This is a genomic window from Mesorhizobium sp. M0145 (genome assembly GCF_040322355.1).
Lineage (GTDB): Bacteria > Pseudomonadota > Alphaproteobacteria > Rhizobiales > Rhizobiaceae > Mesorhizobium.
Window position 1 is genome coordinate 102,145 of the sequence record NZ_JAMYTK010000006.1, and the last position, 19,466, is coordinate 121,610.

Annotated in this window: 19 protein-coding genes; 8 read left to right on the forward strand and 11 right to left on the reverse strand. The window is 62.6% G+C overall.

Annotation, left to right across the window (positions count from 1 at the left end; translation table 11 throughout):
- Window positions 1–158: 158 nt before the first annotated feature.
- From dnaN to NKJ28_RS12395, 4 genes are all read left to right on the forward strand, one after another.
- Window positions 159–1,277, forward strand: a complete 1,119-nt coding sequence (dnaN, locus tag NKJ28_RS12380; protein WP_023676920.1) for a DNA polymerase III subunit beta — start codon at window positions 159–161, stop codon at window positions 1,275–1,277.
- 26 nt (window positions 1,278–1,303) lie between these two features.
- Window positions 1,304–2,452, forward strand: a complete 1,149-nt coding sequence (gene recF / locus NKJ28_RS12385; protein WP_352576939.1) for a DNA replication/repair protein RecF — start codon at window positions 1,304–1,306, stop codon at window positions 2,450–2,452.
- Between the two features lie 76 nt (window positions 2,453–2,528).
- The gene (locus NKJ28_RS12390; protein ID WP_352635752.1) at window positions 2,529–3,290 is read left to right on the forward strand and encodes a molybdopterin-synthase adenylyltransferase MoeB; all 762 of its coding nucleotides are present in this window, start codon (window positions 2,529–2,531) and stop codon (window positions 3,288–3,290) included.
- Window positions 3,287–3,775: a GNAT family N-acetyltransferase gene (locus NKJ28_RS12395; protein ID WP_352589093.1), complete on the forward strand. Its 489-nt coding sequence runs from the start codon at window positions 3,287–3,289 to the stop codon at window positions 3,773–3,775. The genes NKJ28_RS12390 and NKJ28_RS12395 overlap by 4 nt, the downstream gene beginning before the upstream one ends.
- A 64-nt stretch (window positions 3,776–3,839) precedes the next feature.
- Here the strand turns inward: NKJ28_RS12395 and NKJ28_RS12400 are convergent, their stop codons facing one another.
- A complete protein-coding gene (locus NKJ28_RS12400) occupies window positions 3,840–4,841 on the reverse strand; it encodes a 2-hydroxyacid dehydrogenase (protein WP_352589090.1) in 1,002 nt (333 codons plus the stop codon).
- A gap of 157 nt (window positions 4,842–4,998) precedes the next feature.
- Between NKJ28_RS12400 and NKJ28_RS12405 the strand changes: the two genes are divergently transcribed.
- A complete protein-coding gene (locus NKJ28_RS12405; protein ID WP_023676915.1) occupies window positions 4,999–5,556 on the forward strand; it encodes an SH3 domain-containing protein in 558 nt (185 codons plus the stop codon).
- A gap of 81 nt (window positions 5,557–5,637) precedes the next feature.
- Here the strand turns inward: NKJ28_RS12405 and NKJ28_RS12410 are convergent, their stop codons facing one another.
- Window positions 5,638–5,997 carry a DUF4260 domain-containing protein gene (locus tag NKJ28_RS12410; protein WP_023676914.1) on the reverse strand — a complete coding sequence of 120 codons (360 nt, stop codon included), beginning with the start codon at window positions 5,995–5,997 and terminating at the stop codon, window positions 5,638–5,640.
- A gap of 10 nt (window positions 5,998–6,007) precedes the next feature.
- Entirely contained in the window at window positions 6,008–6,439 is a 432-nt protein-coding gene (gene irrA, locus NKJ28_RS12415; protein ID WP_023676913.1) for an iron response transcriptional regulator IrrA, read from the reverse strand.
- 240 nt (window positions 6,440–6,679) lie between these two features.
- Between irrA and fabA the strand changes: the two genes are divergently transcribed.
- The 3 genes from fabA (at window position 6,680) to fabI (ending at window position 9,368) form a co-directional block, all read left to right on the forward strand.
- On the forward strand, window positions 6,680–7,198 hold the full coding sequence (fabA, locus tag NKJ28_RS12420; RefSeq protein ID WP_023676912.1) for a 3-hydroxyacyl-[acyl-carrier-protein] dehydratase FabA: 519 nt from the start codon (window positions 6,680–6,682) through the stop codon (window positions 7,196–7,198).
- Between the two features lie 123 nt (window positions 7,199–7,321).
- Window positions 7,322–8,542 (forward strand): beta-ketoacyl-ACP synthase I, encoded by a 1,221-nt coding sequence (gene fabB / locus NKJ28_RS12425; RefSeq protein ID WP_023676911.1) that lies wholly within the window; start codon window positions 7,322–7,324, stop codon window positions 8,540–8,542.
- 13 nt (window positions 8,543–8,555) lie between these two features.
- Window positions 8,556–9,368, forward strand: coding sequence for an enoyl-ACP reductase FabI (gene fabI / locus NKJ28_RS12430; protein ID WP_352635755.1), 813 nt, complete (start codon window positions 8,556–8,558; stop codon window positions 9,366–9,368).
- A 36-nt stretch (window positions 9,369–9,404) separates the two neighbouring features.
- Here the strand turns inward: fabI and NKJ28_RS12435 are convergent, their stop codons facing one another.
- The 8 genes from NKJ28_RS12435 to NKJ28_RS12470 form a co-directional block, all read right to left on the reverse strand.
- Window positions 9,405–10,418, reverse strand: coding sequence for a class I SAM-dependent methyltransferase (locus NKJ28_RS12435; RefSeq protein ID WP_352635757.1), 1,014 nt, complete (start codon window positions 10,416–10,418; stop codon window positions 9,405–9,407).
- 89 nt (window positions 10,419–10,507) lie between these two features.
- Window positions 10,508–12,655, reverse strand: a complete 2,148-nt coding sequence (pnp, locus tag NKJ28_RS12440) for a polyribonucleotide nucleotidyltransferase (protein ID WP_352635759.1) — start codon at window positions 12,653–12,655, stop codon at window positions 10,508–10,510.
- 406 nt (window positions 12,656–13,061) lie between these two features.
- Window positions 13,062–13,373, reverse strand: coding sequence for a 30S ribosomal protein S15 (gene rpsO, locus NKJ28_RS12445; protein ID WP_280940423.1), 312 nt, complete (start codon window positions 13,371–13,373; stop codon window positions 13,062–13,064).
- A gap of 140 nt (window positions 13,374–13,513) precedes the next feature.
- Complete coding sequence (gene corA, locus NKJ28_RS12450) at window positions 13,514–14,608, reverse strand: magnesium/cobalt transporter CorA (protein ID WP_352635761.1); 1,095 nt, start codon at window positions 14,606–14,608, stop codon at window positions 13,514–13,516.
- Window positions 14,609–14,741: 133 nt separating this feature from the next.
- Window positions 14,742–15,695 carry a tRNA pseudouridine(55) synthase TruB gene (truB, locus tag NKJ28_RS12455; protein WP_352635763.1) on the reverse strand — a complete coding sequence of 318 codons (954 nt, stop codon included), beginning with the start codon at window positions 15,693–15,695 and terminating at the stop codon, window positions 14,742–14,744.
- Window positions 15,695–16,120 carry a 30S ribosome-binding factor RbfA gene (gene rbfA / locus NKJ28_RS12460; RefSeq protein ID WP_023676904.1) on the reverse strand — a complete coding sequence of 142 codons (426 nt, stop codon included), beginning with the start codon at window positions 16,118–16,120 and terminating at the stop codon, window positions 15,695–15,697. Before rbfA ends, truB begins: the two co-directional genes overlap by 1 nt.
- Before the next feature lie 123 nt (window positions 16,121–16,243).
- On the reverse strand, window positions 16,244–18,811 hold the full coding sequence (gene infB / locus NKJ28_RS12465; RefSeq protein WP_352589066.1) for a translation initiation factor IF-2: 2,568 nt from the start codon (window positions 18,809–18,811) through the stop codon (window positions 16,244–16,246).
- Window positions 18,808–19,458: an RNA-binding protein gene (locus tag NKJ28_RS12470; RefSeq protein ID WP_352455116.1), complete on the reverse strand. Its 651-nt coding sequence runs from the start codon at window positions 19,456–19,458 to the stop codon at window positions 18,808–18,810. Before NKJ28_RS12470 ends, infB begins: the two co-directional genes overlap by 4 nt.
- Between the last annotated feature and the right edge of the window lie 8 nt (window positions 19,459–19,466).

Genomic DNA, 19,466 nt, shown 5'->3' on the forward strand with positions numbered 1-19,466 from the left:
CCCCAGAAAGCCCGTGCAGCCGGTCCGAACCGGTGGCGCGGGCTTGCGTTTGCCGGGTTTTTCCTGTCAGTTTACGCAGATTCTGAGCCTGTTCAGACCTTTCGCGGGGCGCCGCTTGCCGGAGACCCGTTCATTCATTCAAGCGAGCCTGTTTCGTCATGCGTGTTATCCTGGAACGGTCAAATCTCCTGAAGTCGCTCAACCATGTTCACCGCGTGGTCGAGCGGCGCAATACCATTCCGATCCTGTCGAACGTGCTGCTCAGCGCCGAGGGGGCCAGCCTTGAAATGAAGGCGACCGACCTCGACCTGGAGGTGACCGAAGCAACGCCGGCAAAGGTCGAACGTGGCGGGGCGACGACGGTCCCGGCACATCTGCTCTACGACATCGTGCGCAAGCTTGCCGACGGCGCGGAGGTGGCGCTGAAGACCGACGAAGACGGCAACGCCATGACGGTGACGTCGGGGCGCTCGAGCTTCCGCCTGCAATGCCTGCCGCAGTCCGACTTTCCCGAGCTTTCAGCCGGGTCGTTCTCGCATATTTTCCGGCTCGATTCCGTCGGACTAAAGGGCCTCATTGAAAAGACCCAGTTCGCCATCTCGACCGAGGAGACGCGCTATTATCTGAACGGCATTTATCTGCACACGCACGAGGCCGGCGGCAAGCTGAAGCTGCGCTCTGTCGCGACCGACGGCCACCGGCTGGCGCGCGCCGAGATCGATGCGCCGGCAGGCTCTGAGGGCATGCCTGGCGTCATAATCCCGCGAAAGACGGTCAGCGAGCTGCAAAAGCTGGTCGACGATCCCGATGTTGCAGTCACCACCGAGTTGTCCGACACCAAGATCCGTTTCACCATCGGCAGCGTTATCTTGACCTCCAAGCTGATCGACGGCACTTTCCCGGACTACCAGCGCGTCATTCCGACCGGCAACGACAAGAAGCTGATTATCGATCGCCAGAGTTTCGCCGCTGCCGTCGATCGCGTTTCGACCATTTCGTCCGAACGCGGCCGGGCGGTGAAGCTTTCGATCGCCGAAGGGCAGGTCACGCTTGCGGTCAACAACCCGGATTCGGGCAGTGCCACCGAGGAACTGGCGGCCGACTATTCGTCCGATCCGATCGAAATCGGCTTCAACGCCAAATACCTGCTCGACGTTGCCGCGCAACTGACCGGCACGGAGGCGAAGTTCATGCTGGCGGATGCCGGTTCCCCGACGCTGATCCACGACATGGCCGACGAGACCGCGCTCTACGTGCTGATGCCGATGCGGGTGTAGGGCCCGAACGGGGCCATCTTGCTGTCGTGACCAGATCTGCAAAACCGCAGCAGACGTACATAAGTAAGCTCACACTTACGAATTTCCGCAACTATGCGGCGTTGGCAATCGACCTTGATCCCGGTGCTGTGGTTTTCTCCGGCGACAATGGCGCCGGCAAGACCAATCTGCTTGAAGCGATCTCGCTGCTCACGCCGGGCCGCGGCCTGCGCCGCGCACCCTATTCCGAGGTGGCGCGCGAAGGCGGCGACGGTGGCTTTGCGCTGCATGCCCGGCTTGACGGGCCGGAAGGCCAGGTCGAGATCGGTACCGGAATATCGGGCAGCGACGGCGAAGCCGGCCGGCGGGTGCGGATCAACGGCGCGACGGCACGCTCAGCCGAAGACATGCTGGAATGGCTGCGCGTGGTCTGGCTGACACCGGCCATGGACGGCCTGTTCCCCGGGCCGGCTGCCGACCGCCGGCGCTTCCTAGACCGGCTGGTGCTGGCGATCGATCCTGGCCACGGCCAGCGCGCGCTTGACTACGAAAAGGCAATGCGCGGCCGCAACAGACTGCTCGCCGACGGTTCACGCGACGGTGCCTGGTTCGATGCGATCGAGATGCAAATGGCCGAGACCGGCGTGGCAATTGCCGCGGCGCGTGCCGAACTGGTGCGCCTGCTCGCCGCCATGATCGACCGGCTGCCCGGCGACGGACCGTTTCCGCAAGCCGACATCGGCATCTCTGGCGAACTGGAAGGCGAACTCGGTATTTTGCCGGCCGTCGACGTAGAGGAACGGTTCCGTCGTGCGCTTGCCCAGGGGCGCGACCGCGACCGCACCGCCGGACGCACGCTCGACGGCCCGCACCGTTCCGACCTCGTGGTGCGCCACCGGCCCAAGGCGATGCCGGCCGAGCTCTGTTCGACCGGCGAGCAGAAGGCGCTGCTGGTCGGCATTGTCTTGTCGCATGCGCGGCTAACCGGCGAGATGTCGGGCATGACACCGATCCTGCTGCTCGACGAGATCGCCGCCCATCTCGACGGCGGTCGACGGGCGGCCTTGTTCTCGATCCTGGAGGAACTAAACTGCCAGGCCTTCATGACCGGGACCGATGCCGCGTTGTTTGACAGCCTCAAGGGACGCGCGCAATTCCTGACCGTCGATCACGGCACGGTCAGGCCGACCATTTGAATTTCGTCCATGGCGCATTTCTGAGCTGCATGCATTGACGCCTGACAAGTTTTTTCCTCCGTTATATGGTCCGGCGATGATCACAGCCGCCCTCACCGATGAAGAGCTCGAACGCTACGCCCGCCACATCGTGCTGCCCGAGATCGGCGGCGCGGGCCAGCAGCGGCTGAAGCGGGCGCGGGTGCTCGTCATTGGCGCCGGCGGATTGGGAGCGCCGGTGCTCGAATATCTCGCCGCCGCAGGGATTGGCACTCTCGGTATCGTCGACGACGACATCGTTTCGCTTTCCAACCTGCAACGACAAGTGATCCACGCCACGGGCGATGTCGGGGTGGCGAAAACCGACAGCGCCAGAGCGGCGATCATCCGCATCAATCCAAACGTCGTCGTGGAAGAGCACAATTTCAGGCTGACCCTGGACAACGCCCCTACCCTCATTGCCCGTTATGACATCGTCGTTGACGGCTCCGACAATTTCGAGACACGCTACGCGGTGGCCGACGCCTGCGCCGCGGAAAGCCGGCCGCTCGTGCATGCCGCCGTTGGCCGCTTCGACGGCTCGGTCACCGTACTGAAGCCATTCGAAACCGGCCCGGACGGCAAGTTGAACCCAAGCTACCGCGATCTCTTTCCCGAGGCGCCGCCGCCGGGACTGGTGCCATCCTGCGCGGTGGCCGGCATTGTCGGCGCGCTGACCGGGGTCATCGGCACGCTGCAAGCCATGGAAGCGATCAAGCTGATCACCGGGATTGGCGAGCCGCTGGTCGGACGACTGCTGCTCTACGATGCGCTGGCGGCACGCTTCGACACGATCCGCTACAAGCGAACCAGCCCGTGAGCCTGCCTGCCGACGTTTCCATCGTGCAGCTTGCGGCCGATTTCGACTGTTGGGACGAGGTGCTGGCGCTGGTCATGCGGGCCTTCGCCTTTATGGACGGGGTTATTGACCCGCCGTCCTCGGCGCATCGGCTCACCGTTGAAAATCTCAGGGCTAGAGCGCTGGAGGAGACAGCATTCCTGGCGCTGAAGGAAAACGAGATCGTCGGTTGCGTCTTCATCCTGAAGCGCGCAGACGAGCTCTATGTTGGAAAGCTCGCGGTCGAGCCGGTTCTTCAGGGACAAGGCATTGGAAAACAGCTGATGCAGGCCGTCGAAGATCTTGCCCGCAGCCACAACAGGACCGCCATCGAGCTCCAGACCCGGATCGAGCTGACCGGAAATCACGCAGCCTTTGCCCGCCTCGGTTTTCGTGAAACCGAACGGACAGCGCACAAGGGCTACGACCGGCCGACCTCAATCACCATGCGCAAGGCGTTTTCGTAAGCCAAAGCTATCCAACGACGAACGCGCGGTTGCCGCGGCAAGACCGTGCCGGCGTGACGGCAGGTCACGCCCTCAACGGCAGCACGCGGTCGGGCGGGCGATGACCATCGAAGAAGGCGCGGATATTGATGATCACCTTCTCGCCCATGTCGATACGGCCTTCGAGCGTCGCCGAACCCATATGCGGCAACAGCACGACCTTGCCTTTGTGGGCAAGCTTCAGCAGCTTGCTGTTCAGCGCCGGCTCGTGCTCGTAGACGTCGAGGCCGGCGCCGGCGATCTTGCCGTCATGGATGAGCTTGATCAGCGATTCCTCATCGATGATATCTCCGCGCGCGGTGTTGACTATGTAAGCGGACGGTTGCAGAAGCGCCAGCCGCCGTGCCGAAAGCAGATGGAAAGTTGCCGGTGTCGATGGGCAATTGACCGAGATAATGTCCATACGGGCAAGCATCTGGTCGAGGCTTTCCCAATACGTGGCTTCCAACTCGTCCTCGATTGCCGGCAGCACGCGGTGGCGGTTGTGGTAGTGGATCGAGAGGCCAAACGCCTTGGCGCGCCTGGCGACGGCAGTGCCGATCCGACCCATGCCGACAATGCCGAGCCGTTTGCCCCAGATGCGACGGCCGAGCATCCAGGTCGGCGACCATCCCGCCCATTTCTTGTCGCCGGTCAGCACGTTGGCGCCTTCGGCCAGCCGTCGCGGTACGGCCAGCAGCAGCGCCATGGTCATGTCGGCCGTATCTTCGGTCAGCACGTTCGGCGTGTTGGTGACGGTGATGCCTTTCTTGGCCGCTGCCGCAACGTCGATCTTGTCGACGCCATTGCCGAAGTTGGCGATCAGCTTGAGGTTGTCGCCGGCCTGGGCAATCAGCGCCGCGTCGATATTGTCGGTCACAGTCGGCACCAGCACGTCGGCCTCCTTGACCGCCGCCACCAGTTCCGGCTGCGTCATCGGCCTGTCCTCCACATTCAAGCGGGCGTCGAACAACTCGCGCATGCGGGTCTCGACTAGGTCGGGCAACTTGCGCGTGATGACGACGAGGGGCTTCTTTTTGCCTGCCATTGTTTCCTCGAACCCGATCTCGTTGAGACCTCTTTAACCAAGAACGGCGAAACTGAGAGCCGATCGCGGTACCGGTCATCCATGTAACAAGCGGTTCCGCCGAAGACAAAGAAAAATGGGCGCGAAGGCCGATGGGCGGGCGCCGAAAGGAACGAAAGTGTCTGGTTTCGCGTCGCTCCGCCTGACCCTCAGTGCAGCATTCCTCGGCGCTCTCATCCATAGCCCACTGGTGATGGCGCAAAGTGCCGCCGCACCCGCCCAGAGCGTCACGCTCGGACCAAGCGGCTTGCCGCTGCCGCGCTTCGTCAGCCTGAAATCCGGCCGCGTCAACTCGCGCGTTGGGCCGGGCGTCAATTATTCCGTCGACTGGATGTATATGAAGCCAGGCCTGCCGATGGAGATCATCCAGGAGTTCGATACGTGGCGCCGTGTGCGTGATGCCGACGGCTCGGAAGGCTGGATCAATCAGTCGCTGCTTTCGGGCCGTCGCACGGCGATCGTCGCCCCCTGGCAGCGCGGCAAGGACGCTCGCGTCAACCTCCTTGACGACCCGGCAAAAGATGCAGGCGTCATCGCGATCCTCGAACCGGGGGTGATGGGCACGATCAAGTCCTGCGATGGCCAGTGGTGCGAAATGACCTTCGACGGCCATACCGGCTGGCTCGCGCAGTCGCTGGTCTGGGGTGCCTATCCCGGCGAAAAGGTCAAGAACTGACTTTTCCGAACCGGAGGTCGGGCCAGCGCTGCAAGCACCGGATCCGGCATTTGTTTCGCTGATCTTCGGTTCGGGGATGGTTTAGCGGCCGATGCGGCCGAGATGGGTATCCTGGAAACTGCTTGACAGCTTCAAACCATAGCCCAGAGCGCGGTCGATGGCGATGTGGGCGATCCAGATCAGCGCGACAGCTATCGCCATTGCGTTGTCAAAGACGCTGCCGACAAGCGCCAGCAGAACGGGCAAGATCAGTATGTGCAAGGCGTTGTAGGCGACAGCCCCGACGCGCGGCCCGGCCATGTAACCCAGCATCGACAGGTCGGGCGCCAGAATGAGCACGGCAAACAGCCACCAGGAAACACCGGCGATTGCATAGAAGACAAGAGCCGCCACCGCGACGGCGACCCATTCGAGCCGGAGCGTCAAATCCAGGAATTTCATAAGGCGCCGGTCAGTCGCAGCGTTTCGGACGCAGTCTCACCACGATATCGACATTGGCGATCTCCATGCCCTCCGGCGGTTCCGGCAGGTTGGAAACCGTCACCGGGCCGCTGTCGATATCGAAGATCCTGTTTTCGCCCTCGATATAGAAATGATGGTGATCGGAGGTGTTGGTGTCGAAATAAGTCTTCGATCCCTCGACGGCAAGGATGCGGAGAAGACCGGCCTGGGTAAACTGGTGCAGAGCATTGTAGACGGTGGCCAGAGACACCGGCACGCCGGCGGCAAGCGCCTCCTCGTGCAGTTCCTCGGCCGAAAGATGGCGGTCGCCCTTGGCGAAAAGCAGATCTGCCAGCGCGATGCGCTGGCGTGTCGGCCTCAGACCGGCCTCGCGAACCCGCTTGTCCACAGCGACATTATCCTTCCGGCAACCCAGATCCATGTATCCGTCGCGCTCACAATTCCGCCTCAGACAGGTCCAAAATGGCAGAAATTGAGCATCTGCCGAAACCGGACGTGTCCTGACATATATTCTGTCGACCGAATGCGATCAATAGCGCGCATTGACCCGGGCAGACGGGCAGGTTAAGCGCAAGCGCCGGTTTCCGGCCTGAAACAGATTGTGTTAGGAAACCACCGACAAGGGCGCCTATCGCCCGGGACGATCACGGGGACGAGATTGATGGCGGGTTCGAAATCCAGCTACGGTTACGAGGAATTGCTTGCCTGCGCCCGCGGCGAGCTGTTCGGACCGGGAAATGCGCAGCTGCCCTATCCGCCGATGCTGATGTTCGACCGCATCACCGAGATCAGCGAGACCGGCGGTGCATTCGACAAGGGTTTCATCCGCGCGGAATTCGATATCAAGCCGGATTTGTGGTTTTTCGCCTGCCATTTCATCGGTAATCCGATCATGCCAGGATGCCTAGGCCTGGACGCCATGTGGCAGTTGACGGGGTTCTATCTCGGATGGCTCGGTGAACCCGGCAAGGGGATGGCGCTGTCGACCGGTGAGGTGAGGTTCAAAGGCATGGTCACGCCTTCGGTCAAGAAGGTGGAGTATGGCGTCGACTTCAAGCGAGTGATGCGCGGTCGGCTTGTGCTTGGCATCGCCGATGGCTGGCTGAAGGCAGATGGCGAGCCCATATACGCGGCAACGGATCTGAAGGTCGGTCTGTCCAAGCAATCGGCCGCCGTCTGAACGAAGACCCTACAGTACGACGTCTTGGACGTCTGATGAACGCTGTAGCACTTTTAATTTTGCGCATGGTTCCATTCCGGAAATTGATTTCAGGTTCGGGGTCCGCGCTGGAAGGAGTTGCGAATGAGACGGGTCGTAGTCACAGGTCTCGGCATCGTGTCGTCGATAGGCAACAATGCCAACGAGGTGCAGACCTCGCTGCACGATGCCAGGTCCGGCATCAGCTTCTCCGACTCTTTCGCCGAGCATGGCTTCCGTTGCCGGGTGTGGGGTGCGCCGACGCTGGACCCATCGGGCATGATCGACCGTCGCGCCATGCGCTTCCTGTCGCAGGGTGCTGCCTGGAACCATGTCGCAATGGACCAGGCGATCGCAGACGCCGGCCTCGACGAGGCCGACATCACCAACGAGCGCACCGGCATCGTGATGGGCTCCGGCGGACCGTCGACCCGTGCAATCGTCGAGGCGGCCGAGACCACTATCAAAAACGGCAGCCCCAAGCGGATCGGACCGTTCGCGGTGCCAAAAGCGATGTCGTCGACCGCGTCGGCGACGCTTGCCACCTGGTTCAAGATCCACGGCGTCAACTATTCGATCTCATCAGCCTGCTCGACGTCTGCGCATTGCATCGGCAATGGCTACGAGCTGATCCAGTGGGGCAAGCAGGACATCGTCTTCGCCGGCGGCCATGAGGATCTCGACTGGACGATGTCGGATCTCTTCGATGCCATGGGCGCCATGTCGTCCAAGTTCAACGACAGGGCATCGGTCGCCTCACGCGCCTACGACGTCGATCGCGACGGTTTCGTCATTGCCGGCGGCGCCGGCGTGCTGATTCTTGAAGAGCTCGAGCATGCCAAGGCACGCGGCGCCAAGATCTATGCCGAGATCGTCGGCTATGGCGCGACATCGGACGGCTACGACATGGTGGCGCCGTCGGGCGAAGGCGCGGCGCGCTGCATGAAGCAGGCGCTCGCAACGGTGTCCTCGCCGGTCGACTACATCAATACGCACGGCACCTCGACGCCTGTCGGCGACTCCAAGGAAATGGGCGCCATCCGCGAGGTGTTCGGCGAGAAGATGCCTTTCATCACGTCGACCAAATCGCTAACCGGCCATTCTCTGGGCGCCGCCGGCGTGCAGGAATCGATCTACTCGATCCTGATGATGCAAGGCGGCTTCATCGGCGAGAGTGCCCACATTGAGAACCTCGATCCGGAATTCGAGGGCATGCCGATCGTGCGCAAGCGCATCGACGATGCAAGGATCGACACCGTTTTGTCCAATTCGTTCGGTTTCGGTGGCACCAACGCAACGCTGATTTTCCAGCGCTATTCCGCATAAGGATTTGCCGACCATGGACGGATTGATGAAGGGCAAGCGCGGGCTTGTCATGGGTGTTGCCAACGATCATTCGATCGCCTGGGGTATCGCCCGCAAACTGTCCGAACATGGCGCGGACCTCGCCTTCACCTATCAGGGCGAGGCCTTCGGGCGCCGGGTCAAGCCGCTCGCCGAGAAATTGGGCGCATCCCTGGTGGTGCCTTGCGACGTCGAGGACAGCGTGTCGGTCGCCGCGACTTTCGAGACTTTGGGGAAGGCGTGGGGCGGGCTGGATTTCGTCGTCCATGCCATCGGCTTTTCCGACAAGAACGAGCTGAAAGGCCTCTACGCCGACACGAGCCGCGACAACTTCATCCGCACCATGGTGATCTCCTGCTACTCCTTCACCGAGATCGCCCGTCACGCCGCCACATTGATGAAGGATAGCGGTTCGATGATCACGCTGACCTATGCCGGTTCGGTCCGTGTCATGCCGAACTACAACGTTATGGGTGTCGCCAAGGCGGGGCTGGAGGCCAGCGTCCGCTATCTCGCCAACGACTACGGCCCGCGCGGCATCAGGGTGAACGGCATATCGGCGGGACCGGTACGGACGCTTGCGGGCGCCGGGATTTCCGACGCACGCCACATGTTCTCCTACCAGCAGCGCAACGCGCCGCTACGCCGTACAGTGACGATCGACGAAGTCGGCGGCTCCGCGCTCTATTTGCTGTCCGACCTGTCCTCCGGCGTCACCGGCGAAATCCACTATGTCGATTCCGGCTATCACATCGTTTCCATGCCGACGCTTGACGAATTGAAGCAGACCGACGGCGGGCGGGAATAGCGCGAGCGACGTATCGCCGGCTTGCCCCGCAGGATTTCAGCGTCGCGCCGATAAGACCTTGAACATGCCGTCGCGGGCGAGCTCCGCATGGCTGGAGAAGGCGGCCGCCAGCACCGGTTCGTAGGGAAGCTGACGGTTTGCCACCATGAACAGCCGGCCGCCGGGCTTCAGCGCCTTGCCTGCCGCGCGGATCATGCCGGCACCGATTTCCGGCTCAGTCGCCCGGCTGCGGTGAAAGGGCGGGTTCATGACGACCACGTCGTAGCGGCGCTCGACCGGTTCTCTCAAAAGATCTATCCAGAAGAAACGTGGCTCCACGCCTGTGTTGCCGACATTGGCCTTGGCCGCCTCCAGCGCCTCGAAATCCGCTTCGTAAAGGTCAAGCGCCGATATGCCGGGTGAGCGGGCGGCGACTTCGGCGGCGACATAGCCCCAACCGGCACAGAAATCCGCAACGCTGCCACGCAGATCGTTGGGCAGATTTTCGACCAGCAGCTTCGATCCGGCATCGATCTTGTCGAAGGAAAACATGCCTGGGGCCGTGCGGAAGCGGTCCTCGACCACCAAGTCCGGATTGGCGGCGCGAAGCGTTGCCGCGGCAACGGTATCGGCCGGCCGGCGAAACCAGAAGGCAATGCCGTGATGCTTCGGCAGGTGGCCTTCGAGCGGCACAAGGGCGCCGACATGCTTGCGCAGGCTGGCGATTCCATCGTCCTTGCTGCCGGCGACGACGATCAACCCGCCTGGTGCTGCGCGTTCGACCGCTTCGGCAACGCGCAACTCGTTTTGGCCGCGATGGCGGCCAGCGAGCACAAATGCCGCGTCGAAAGCCTCGCCTTCGACCTGCGGCGTGACCGCGAAGCCGGACGCCTGCAAGGCGCGAAAGTGCGGCCTGAAGCCTTGGACAAGATGAAGCTTGGCATCAAACCCTTCCGGCAAGCGAAAGCCGGGCTCGGCACCGAGAAAGAGTATGCGTTCATCCTTTCGTGGCAGGGAAACAGCACCGGCCTCGAACTGATGGAAAAGCGTTTTCAGCGGCTCGGCGGACATTCACCACTCTTGAACTGCAAGGCTGTTGTTGAAACGCAAACGGGCGCGACCTTCCGGCGCGCCCGCTTCGATTGCATAGTTAGATCAGCTTAGGCGGCGTTTTCTTCGCCTTCGCTCTTCTTGTCGCGCAGGATTTCCTTGCCGGTGGCCTGGTCGACGACCTTCATCGACAGGCGGACCTTGCCGCGCTCGTCGAAGCCCATCAGCTTGACCCAGACCTTGTCGCCTTCCTTGACCACATCGGAGGTCTTGGCAACGCGGTCATTGGCGAGTTGCGAGATGTGGACGAGGCCGTCACGCGGACCGAAGAAATTGACGAAAGCGCCGAAGTCGGCGGTCTTGACGACCGTGCCTTCGTAGATTTCACCGACTTCCGGCTCGGCGACGATGGTGTGTATCCACTTCTTCGCCGCCTCGATCTCCTTGGCATTGGCCGAGGCGATCTTGACGGTGCCGTCGTCCTCGATGTTGATCTTGGCGCCGGTCTTTTCGACGATCTCGCGGATGACCTTGCCGCCCGAGCCGATCACGTCGCGGATCTTGTCGGTCGGGATGTGCATGACCTCGATGCGCGGCGCGAACTCGCCGAGCTCGGCACGTGCGCCGGACAGCGCGTGGGCCATTTCGCCGAGAATGTGCTGACGGCCATCCTTGGCCTGGTCGAGGGCGATCTTCATGATCTCCTCGGTGATGCCCTCGATCTTGATGTCCATCTGCAGCGAGGTGATGCCGTAGGCGGTGCCGGCAACCTTGAAGTCCATGTCGCCGAGGTGGTCCTCGTCGCCAAGGATGTCGGAGAGCACGGCGAAGCGCTCGCCTTCCTTGATCAGGCCCATCGCAATGCCGGCGACCGGCTTGGCAAGCGGCACGCCGGCATCCATCAGAGCCAGCGAGGTGCCGCAGACGGTAGCCATTGACGACGAGCCGTTGGACTCGGTGATCTCCGAAACGACGCGCAACGTATAGGGGAACTGGTCGGCGGTCGGAAGCATCGGCCGGATGGCGCGCCAGGCGAGCTTGCCATGGCCGATTTCGCGGCGGCCCGGCGAACCCATGCGGCCGGTTTCACCGACCGAATAGGGAGGGAAGTTGTAGTGCAGGAGGAACTTCTCCTTGTACATGCCGGTCAACGAATCGACATACTGCTCGTCCTCGCCGGTGCCGAGCGTGGCGACAACCAGTGCCTGGGTCTCGCCGCGAGTGAACAGCGCCGAGCCGTGCGTGCGCGGCAGGACGCCGACTTCCGAGACGATCTTGCGGACCGTCTTCAGGTCGCGGCCGTCGATGCGCGAGCCGGTGTCGAGAATGTTCCAGCGCACGACCTTGGCCTGGAGCTCCTTGAACACGGTGCCGATCTGTTCGGACGTGTATTTGGCCTCTTCGCCTTCTGCCGGCGCGAACGCGGCCTTGACCTTCGCCTTGACGGCGTCGACGGCGGCATAGCGCTTCTGCTTGTCGGTGATCTTGTAGGCGTCGCGAAGCTCGCCTTCGACGATCTTGAGCATCTCGGCTTCAAGTGCGGAATAGTCCGGCGCGGTGAAGTCGCGCGGGTCCTTGGCCGCGACTTCAGCCAGCTTGATGATCGCGTCGATCACCGGCTGGAAGCCCCTGTGGCCGAACATGACGGCGCCAAGCATAAGGTCCTCGCCGAGTTCCTTGGCTTCGGACTCGACCATCAGCACGGCGTCGGCGGTGCCGGCGACGACCAGGTCGAGCTTCGATTCCTGCATCTCGTCGACATGCGGGTTGAGCACATATTCGCCGTTGATGTAGCCGACGCGGGCGCCGCCAACCGGGCCCATGAACGGCACGCCGGACAAGGTCAGGGCGGCGGAGGTGGCGACGATCGACAGGATGTCCGGGTCATTTTCGAGATCGTGCTGGACGACGGTGACGACGATCTGGGTGTCGTTCTTGTAGCCTTCGGCGAAGAGCGGGCGGATCGGGCGGTCGATCAGGCGGGAAACCAGCGTTTCCTTCTCGCTCGGACGGCCTTCACGCTTGAAATAGCCACCCGGGATCTTGCCGGCGGCGTAAGTCTTCTCCTGGTAGTTGACCGTCAGCGGGAAGAAATCGAGGCCGGGTTTCGGCTCTTTCATCGAGACGACGGTGGCGAGAACCTTGGTTTCGCCGTAGGTGGCCAGCACCGCGCCATCAGCCTGACGCGCGATCTTGCCGGTTTCGAGAATGAGCGGACGGCCGCCCCATTCGATTTCCACTTTGTGGTAATTGAACATGTCTTGTCCTTCGTATGCGGAAAGGGCCGCGCCGTTTCAGCGTGCGCGGATGCCCTTTCCCTTGGCTTCCTTTCTCGGGCAGCCACGGGCAAGACAACGGGAAGCTCGGCTATTCGGCGCGGTGCCGCACGAGCGTCCTGCAATCCTGCCCCATGACCGTCCATGGGCGGTTTCGAGTGGCCCTCTGCTGTTTCGAAACCGGGTTGGCCAATCGATCCGACTGGCCTTGCGCGTGAACCCGAAAACCAGGTTTTCGGAAAGTATCCTGCGCAAATCTAAACTTCAGAGCGTCCTTTGCGCGTCCAAACCGGTGCGCGGCGCTCTGCTTTCTTCATTGGAGCCTTGGATGATCCGATGCTCCAATGCGCGACCGGCGGGCTCTCGAAAGAACCCGCCGGTCAATTCGTCAACGGCGCAGACCGAGCTTCTCGATCAGCGTCTGATAGCGCGCGTCGTCCTTGCGCTTGAGATAATCAAGCAGGCTGCGGCGCTGGGAAACGAGAGCGAGCAGACCACGGCGGGAATGGTTATCCTTCTTGTGGTCCTTGAAATGATCGGTCAGGTTCTTGATGCGCTCCGAAAGGATGGCCACCTGGACTTCCGGAGACCCGGTATCGCCCTTGGCGGTTGCGAATTCGCCCATCAATTCCTTCTTGCGTTCGGCAGTAATCGACATCGTGTTTTTCCTTGTCTGTTTGAGGAAACGGGACGCCCTCAGCCGGGATGTCGTCCAGCAGGGGCCGGTGCAAGCAACGCGTCAAAGCGCGAGGCTGCGGCGCATATAGTGCAATTCCGACAAAAAGGCCAGCCTAATTCACAAGCCGGCTTTTTGCTGCATAAACGGGCACTTCCGCCTAGTCAGAGCCATTTCTTCCATTTGAAGTACGCATAGAGCCCGACCGCAACAAGCGCCATGAAGACGAGCGACAGGGGATAGCCGTAATAGGCTTTCAGCTCCGGCATGTTCCAGGGCGAGGTGTCGGGGTCGAAATTCATGCCCCATACGCCGACGAGAAAGGTAAGCGGCATGAAGATCACCGAGACGATCGTCAGATAGCTGATGACGTCGTTGGTGCGCGCCTGGCTGAGCGACAAGTGCATCTCGATCAGGCCGGTCAGCATGTCGCGCTGGGTTTCGACCAGTTCGATCAATCGCAGCGAATGATCGAGCGTGTCGTTCAGAAATATCTTGGTTTCGGCCTTCACATAAGAGACGTCGTTGCGGATCATGGTCGCCACCGCGTCGCGCATCGGCCAAAGCACGCCCTTCAGCACATTGGCATCGCGCCGCAATTCGTGAAGCTGCCGCATCTGATGCTTGTGCGCCTGGTTCAGCATCTGGTCCTCAATGCTGTCGACCAATTCGCCGGCAGCCTCGATCGGCGGGAAATAGCTGTCGACGATGGCGTCGATCAAAGCATAGGCGAGATAGTCGGCGCCGCGCGAGCGCAAGCGGTTGGGCACCGAGCTTGCGATCCGCTTGCGCACGGGATCGAACGGGTCGCCTTCGCGTTCCTGGAAGGTGACGACGAAGTTCCTGCCGAAGAAGACGGCGATCTGTTCGTAGCGATGCGCGGTGACATCGTCGATCATCCTGACGACGACAAAGGCATGGTCCTCGAAGAAATCCACCTTCGGCCGCTGGCCGGTGTTGACGACATCTTCCAGCGCCAACGGATGCAGGTTGAAGATCCGGCCGATCTCCTCGATCAGCTGGATGTTGGCGAGGCCTGTGCAATCGAGCCAGATAACCGGCCAATTGTGGCAATGGGTGTTGACGTCGTCGATGCTGGCATTGTCGATGGTCTTGAACTTTTCGGGCGAGATCAATGTCAGCCTGAGCTCGGAACGGCGTGCCGCCGGGTCGGCGATCAGCGTGCCGGGCGAAGCCCCGACGGGCGGCCGCCGTGTGTTGAGCACCGCCCGCTTCCTGCCCGTCTCAGCCTTTGCCATGTGCCCCCTCGAATGCAGCGTCGGTGCCGCGCATCCCTTCGGACGGCAAACGACGCCGTCGCCCTGTTGATTTAGCGCATGATCCTTTCCCAAAATAGAATCCGGTTGGAGATCATGCGCCGAGAGACAGCTGTTACCCGATAAAGACCCGCTTTGGCTTGAACATGCCTTGCTCGATGGCGCCGATGGCGACCAGCTTGCCGCGCGCGGTGGCGCAGGCCTCCTCCGCTTCTACCGGCGCGTCACGGCCGCGAATGATGACCGGATTGCCGAGGCGGATTTTGGTTGCCGCATCGTCGCTGATCGCGACCTGCGGCAGGCATTCGAGCGCGGCGGCGGTGTCGACCAGAAGTGCATCGATGGCACCGAAGTCGATCGGGGCGTCTGCTTCTTGCGGCTCGCCCTGCTCGCCGAAGCGGGCGGCTTCCAGCTCGGCCAGGGTAACGAAATCTTCCTGCGTGAACGGCTCGACCTCGACCCGCCGCAGCTCGGCGATGTGACCGAAGCAGCCAAGGTCGCGGCCCATGTCGCGCGCCAGCGAGCGGACATAGGTGCCCTTGCCGCATTCGACCTCGAAGATGGTGCGATCGGCCATGTGCTCGACCAGATCGAGCCGGCCGATCTCGACCTCGCGTGCCGGAATGTCGATCGTCTCGCCATCGCGGGCAAGGTCGTAGGCGCGCTCGCCGGCGATCTTGATCGCCGAAAATTGCGGCGGCGTCTGCATGATGACGCCGGTATATTTCGAAAGCAGCGCCCGTACGTCGGCTTCCGCCGGACGGCGGTCCGAGCTTTTGGTCGCCAGGCCTTCGAGGTCGTCGGTCGAACGCTCCTCGCCCCAGGCAACCGTGAAGCGGTAGACCTTGGCGCCGTCCTGGACGTATGGCACGGTCTTGGTCGCTTCGCCGAGCGCGATCGGCAGCATGCCGGACGCCAGCGGGTCGAGCGTGCCGGCATGGCCGGCCTTTTCCGCCTGGAACAGCCATTTGATCTTGGAGACGGCTTCAGTCGAGCCCATGCCGACCGGCTTGTCCAGTACCAGCCAGCCCGAGATCGGCCGGCCCTTCTTCTTGCCGCGACGCGCCACTATTCGCTGTCCTTCCGGTCGTCTTTGTCTTTGTCGTCGGCGCTGAGATCGCGCGCCACTTCGGGCGAGTGCAGCAACTCGTTTATCTTCTGAAAATTGTCGTAGCTGGTGTCGAGCCGGAAGCGGAATTCCGGCATGTACTTCATCTGGCGCAGCGCGCCGGAGACGCGGCCGCGCACGAACTTCGCATGCTTGTTGAGCGCCTCGATCACCGCCCCGGCATCCTTGGCGCCGAGCGGCGAAACGAAGGCGGTGGCGATCTTGAGATCGGGCGACATGCGCACTTCCGAGACCGAAACCACCGTGTTCTCGATCAGCGGATCGAGGATCTCGCCGCGCTGCAAGGTTTCCGACAGAGCATGGCGCACCTGCTCGCCTACGCGAAGCATGCGCTGGGATGGGCCTGATGTGATTGAACGGGGCATTTTTCTCTATCCTGAAATCGTGGGGCGCGGGATAGGACCGCACCACATGTCTCATATGGTTTGGGCGGCGGTCTTTCGACCACCGCCCGGTCTCGATGGATGCCCGAACTCGAACGTTCGAGCTCAGAGCGTCCTGGTCACCATCTCGACGCGGAAGCACTCGATGACGTCACCGACGCGCATGTCCTCGTAGTTCTGGAAGGCCATGCCGCATTCCTGGCCGCCCGGAACTTCCGAAACCTCGTCCTTGAAGCGCTTCAGGGTCTTCAGCGTGCCTTCGTGGATGACGACGTTGTCGCGGATCAGGCGCACGCCCGCACCACGCTCGACCTTGCCTTCGGTGACACGGCAGCCGGCGATCTTGCCGACCTTGGTGATGTCGAAGATCTCGAGGATCTCGGCATTGCCGATGAAGGTCTCGCGCCGCTCCGGCGAGAGCAGGCCGGAAAGAGCCGCTTTCACATCATCGACCAGATTGTAGATGATCGAATAGTAGCGGATCTCGATGCCTGCCGCAGCCGCGGCTGCGCGGGCCTGCGCATTGGCGCGAACGTTGAAGCCGATGATCGCAGCCCCCGAAGTTTCCGCCAGCGACACGTCGCTTTCAGTAATGCCGCCAGCCCCCGCATGGACGATGCGGGCGCGCACCTCGTCGGTGCCGAGATTGTCGAGCGCGGCGTTGATCGCCTCGATCGAGCCCTGCACGTCGCCCTTGATAACCAGCGGGAATTCTTTCAGTCCGCTGGTCTGCAACTGCGACATCATCTGCTCCAGCGAACCGCGCTGGCCGGCATGCCTGGCAACCGCCTTCTCGCGTGCCAGACGCTGGCGGTATTCGGTGATCTCGCGGGCGCGGGCCTCGTTGTTGACCACGGCGAAGCGGTCGCCGGCCTGCGGCGTGCCTTGCAGGCCGAGCACCTCCACCGGCATTGCCGGCGGCGCTTCCTTGACCTGCTCGCCGCGATCATTGACGAGCGCGCGTACCCGGCCCCATTCGTTGCCGGCGACGAGAATGTCGCCCGGCATCAACGTGCCGGTCTGCACCAGCACGGTGGCGACTGGGCCGCGGCCCTTGTCGAGCTGGGCTTCGATGACCACGCCTTCGGCGGTGCGGTCCGGATTGGCCTTCAGGTCGAGGATTTCGGCCTGCAGCAGGATCGCTTCGAGCAACTTGTCGAGATTGATGCCCTTGGTCGCCGACACCTCGACATCCAGCACCTCACCGCCCATGGATTCGACGAACACCTCGTGGCGCAGCAGTTCCGAACGCACCTTCTGCGGGTCGGCGTCATGCTTGTCGATCTTGTTGATCGCCACAATGATCGGAACGCCGGCCGCCTTGGCGTGATTGATCGATTCGATCGTCTGCGGCATGACGCTGTCGTCAGCTGCCACCACGAGGATGGCGATATCGGTCGCCTGGGCACCGCGGGCACGCATCGCCGTGAAGGCGGCGTGGCCGGGCGTGTCGATGAAGGTAACCTTGTGACCGTTCTTCTCGACCTGATAGGCGCCGATATGCTGGGTAATGCCGCCGGCCTCGCCGGAGACGACGTTGGCATTGCGGATGGCATCGAGCAACGAGGTCTTGCCGTGATCGACATGACCCATGATCGTTACCACCGGCGGACGCGGCTGCAGGTCCTCGGGACGATCGGCGATGTTGAACAAGCCCTCTTCGATGTCGGACTCGGCGACGCGGCGGACCGTATGGCCAAATTCGGTGGCGACGAGTTCGGCCGTGTCGGCGTCGATGACGTCACCAGGCTTCAGGATCTGGCCCTGCTTCATGAAGAACTTGACCACGTCGACAGCGCGCTCGGACATGCGCTGCGCCAGCTCCTGGATGGTGATGGTTTCGGGCAGGATCACTTCACGCATGACTTTCTCGCGTGGCTCGTTATGCAACGCGCGCTTGAATTTCTCCTGACGGCGGCGCATCGACGAGAGCGAGCGGGCGCGCGCATCCTCGTCGGAAAGCGCCGAATTCAGCGTCAGCTTGCCGCGGCGGCGGTCCTCCTCGCCCTTGGTCGGTTTGGCCGGACGCGCCACTTCCGGCGTGACCAGACGGCGCACTGGTGCGCCGGCACCGGTCCGCTTCGGTTTGACCTCTTCCTCGTCATCGACTGTTGCCAGTTCGGCGGCGAGCGGCGCACGGCGGCGCGCCTCTTCCTCGGCACGGCGGCGGGATTCGGCCTCGGCTTGCAGCCGTGCCTCTTCCTCGGCCTGACGGCGAGCCGATTCCTCGCGCTCGCGGCGGCGGCGCTCTTCGTCCTCGCTGCGGCGCTTGGCTTCCTCGATGGCGCGCTGGCGATCCTCGACATCGCGGACCTTCGAGCCCTCGAGAGCCCGGCGGCGTGCTTCCATTTCCTGGCGCGACAACTCGTTCAGCACCATGCCGCCGCGTTCGACCGGCGGCGGCGGGGGAGGCGCCTTGGGAGCTTCCTGCACGGCAGGCGCTGCCGCGACCGGCTTCGGCGTGAAGACGGACACAGGCGCTGCCGCCGGCTCCGGCTTGTCGCCGGGCAGCGAGAACTTGCGCTTCTTGGTCTCGACGACCACCGACTTGGTGCGGCCGTGCGAGAAGTTCTGGCGCACCGTGCCCTGTTCCATACCGGGGCGCTTCAGCGTCAAGGTCTTCTTCGGCGTAACACTCAGCGTCTTGTCGTCGCCCGATTTCGTATCGCTCATTCCATATCCTCTGCGGCATCATCTTCGTCAGCAACGGCCGCAAGCATTGCCAGATCGTCCGGGGAACCGCCCCGATATCGGTCGAGCGCAACCATGCGCTTCTGCACCGCCCTGCCCGCGTCTCCCGCGAGAACGGCAGCATGTATCACATTTGTACCCCCCAATGCCAAGCTCAACTCGGCCTCGGAGAAAAGTTTGTAAGCGCGGATCGCAGGCCCGCCGAGGTGGACGGTTGCCCGTCGCGCCTGGCTTATCTTGCGGACGCCATCGTCGGAAGCCTCGGTCGCGTGGAGCACGAAAAGTGCAAGTCCGCCGCGCACGGCGCTCTCGACCTTGGTCGCTCCGAGCGCTATGGCGCCCGCCTTGCGGGCCAGGCCAAGCATGCCCAGAGCGGACCTGGAAAGCAGCGCGTCGACCATGCCGCCAAGATCGGCCGGCACGCTCACCTGCGCCTTAAAAGCACGGGCAAACAGGTTTTTGGCCGCTGCCTTTTCTATATGTAGGCGGTCGGCTGTCACCCAGCAACCGCGGCCGGGCAGGTTTCTCTTGATGTCCGGAACGACGGCCGAATCCGGGCCGACGACGAAACGGATCAGTTCATCCGGTTCGGCTTGCCTGCGGGTGACGATGCAGGTGCGATCGTTCATCTCGTCCA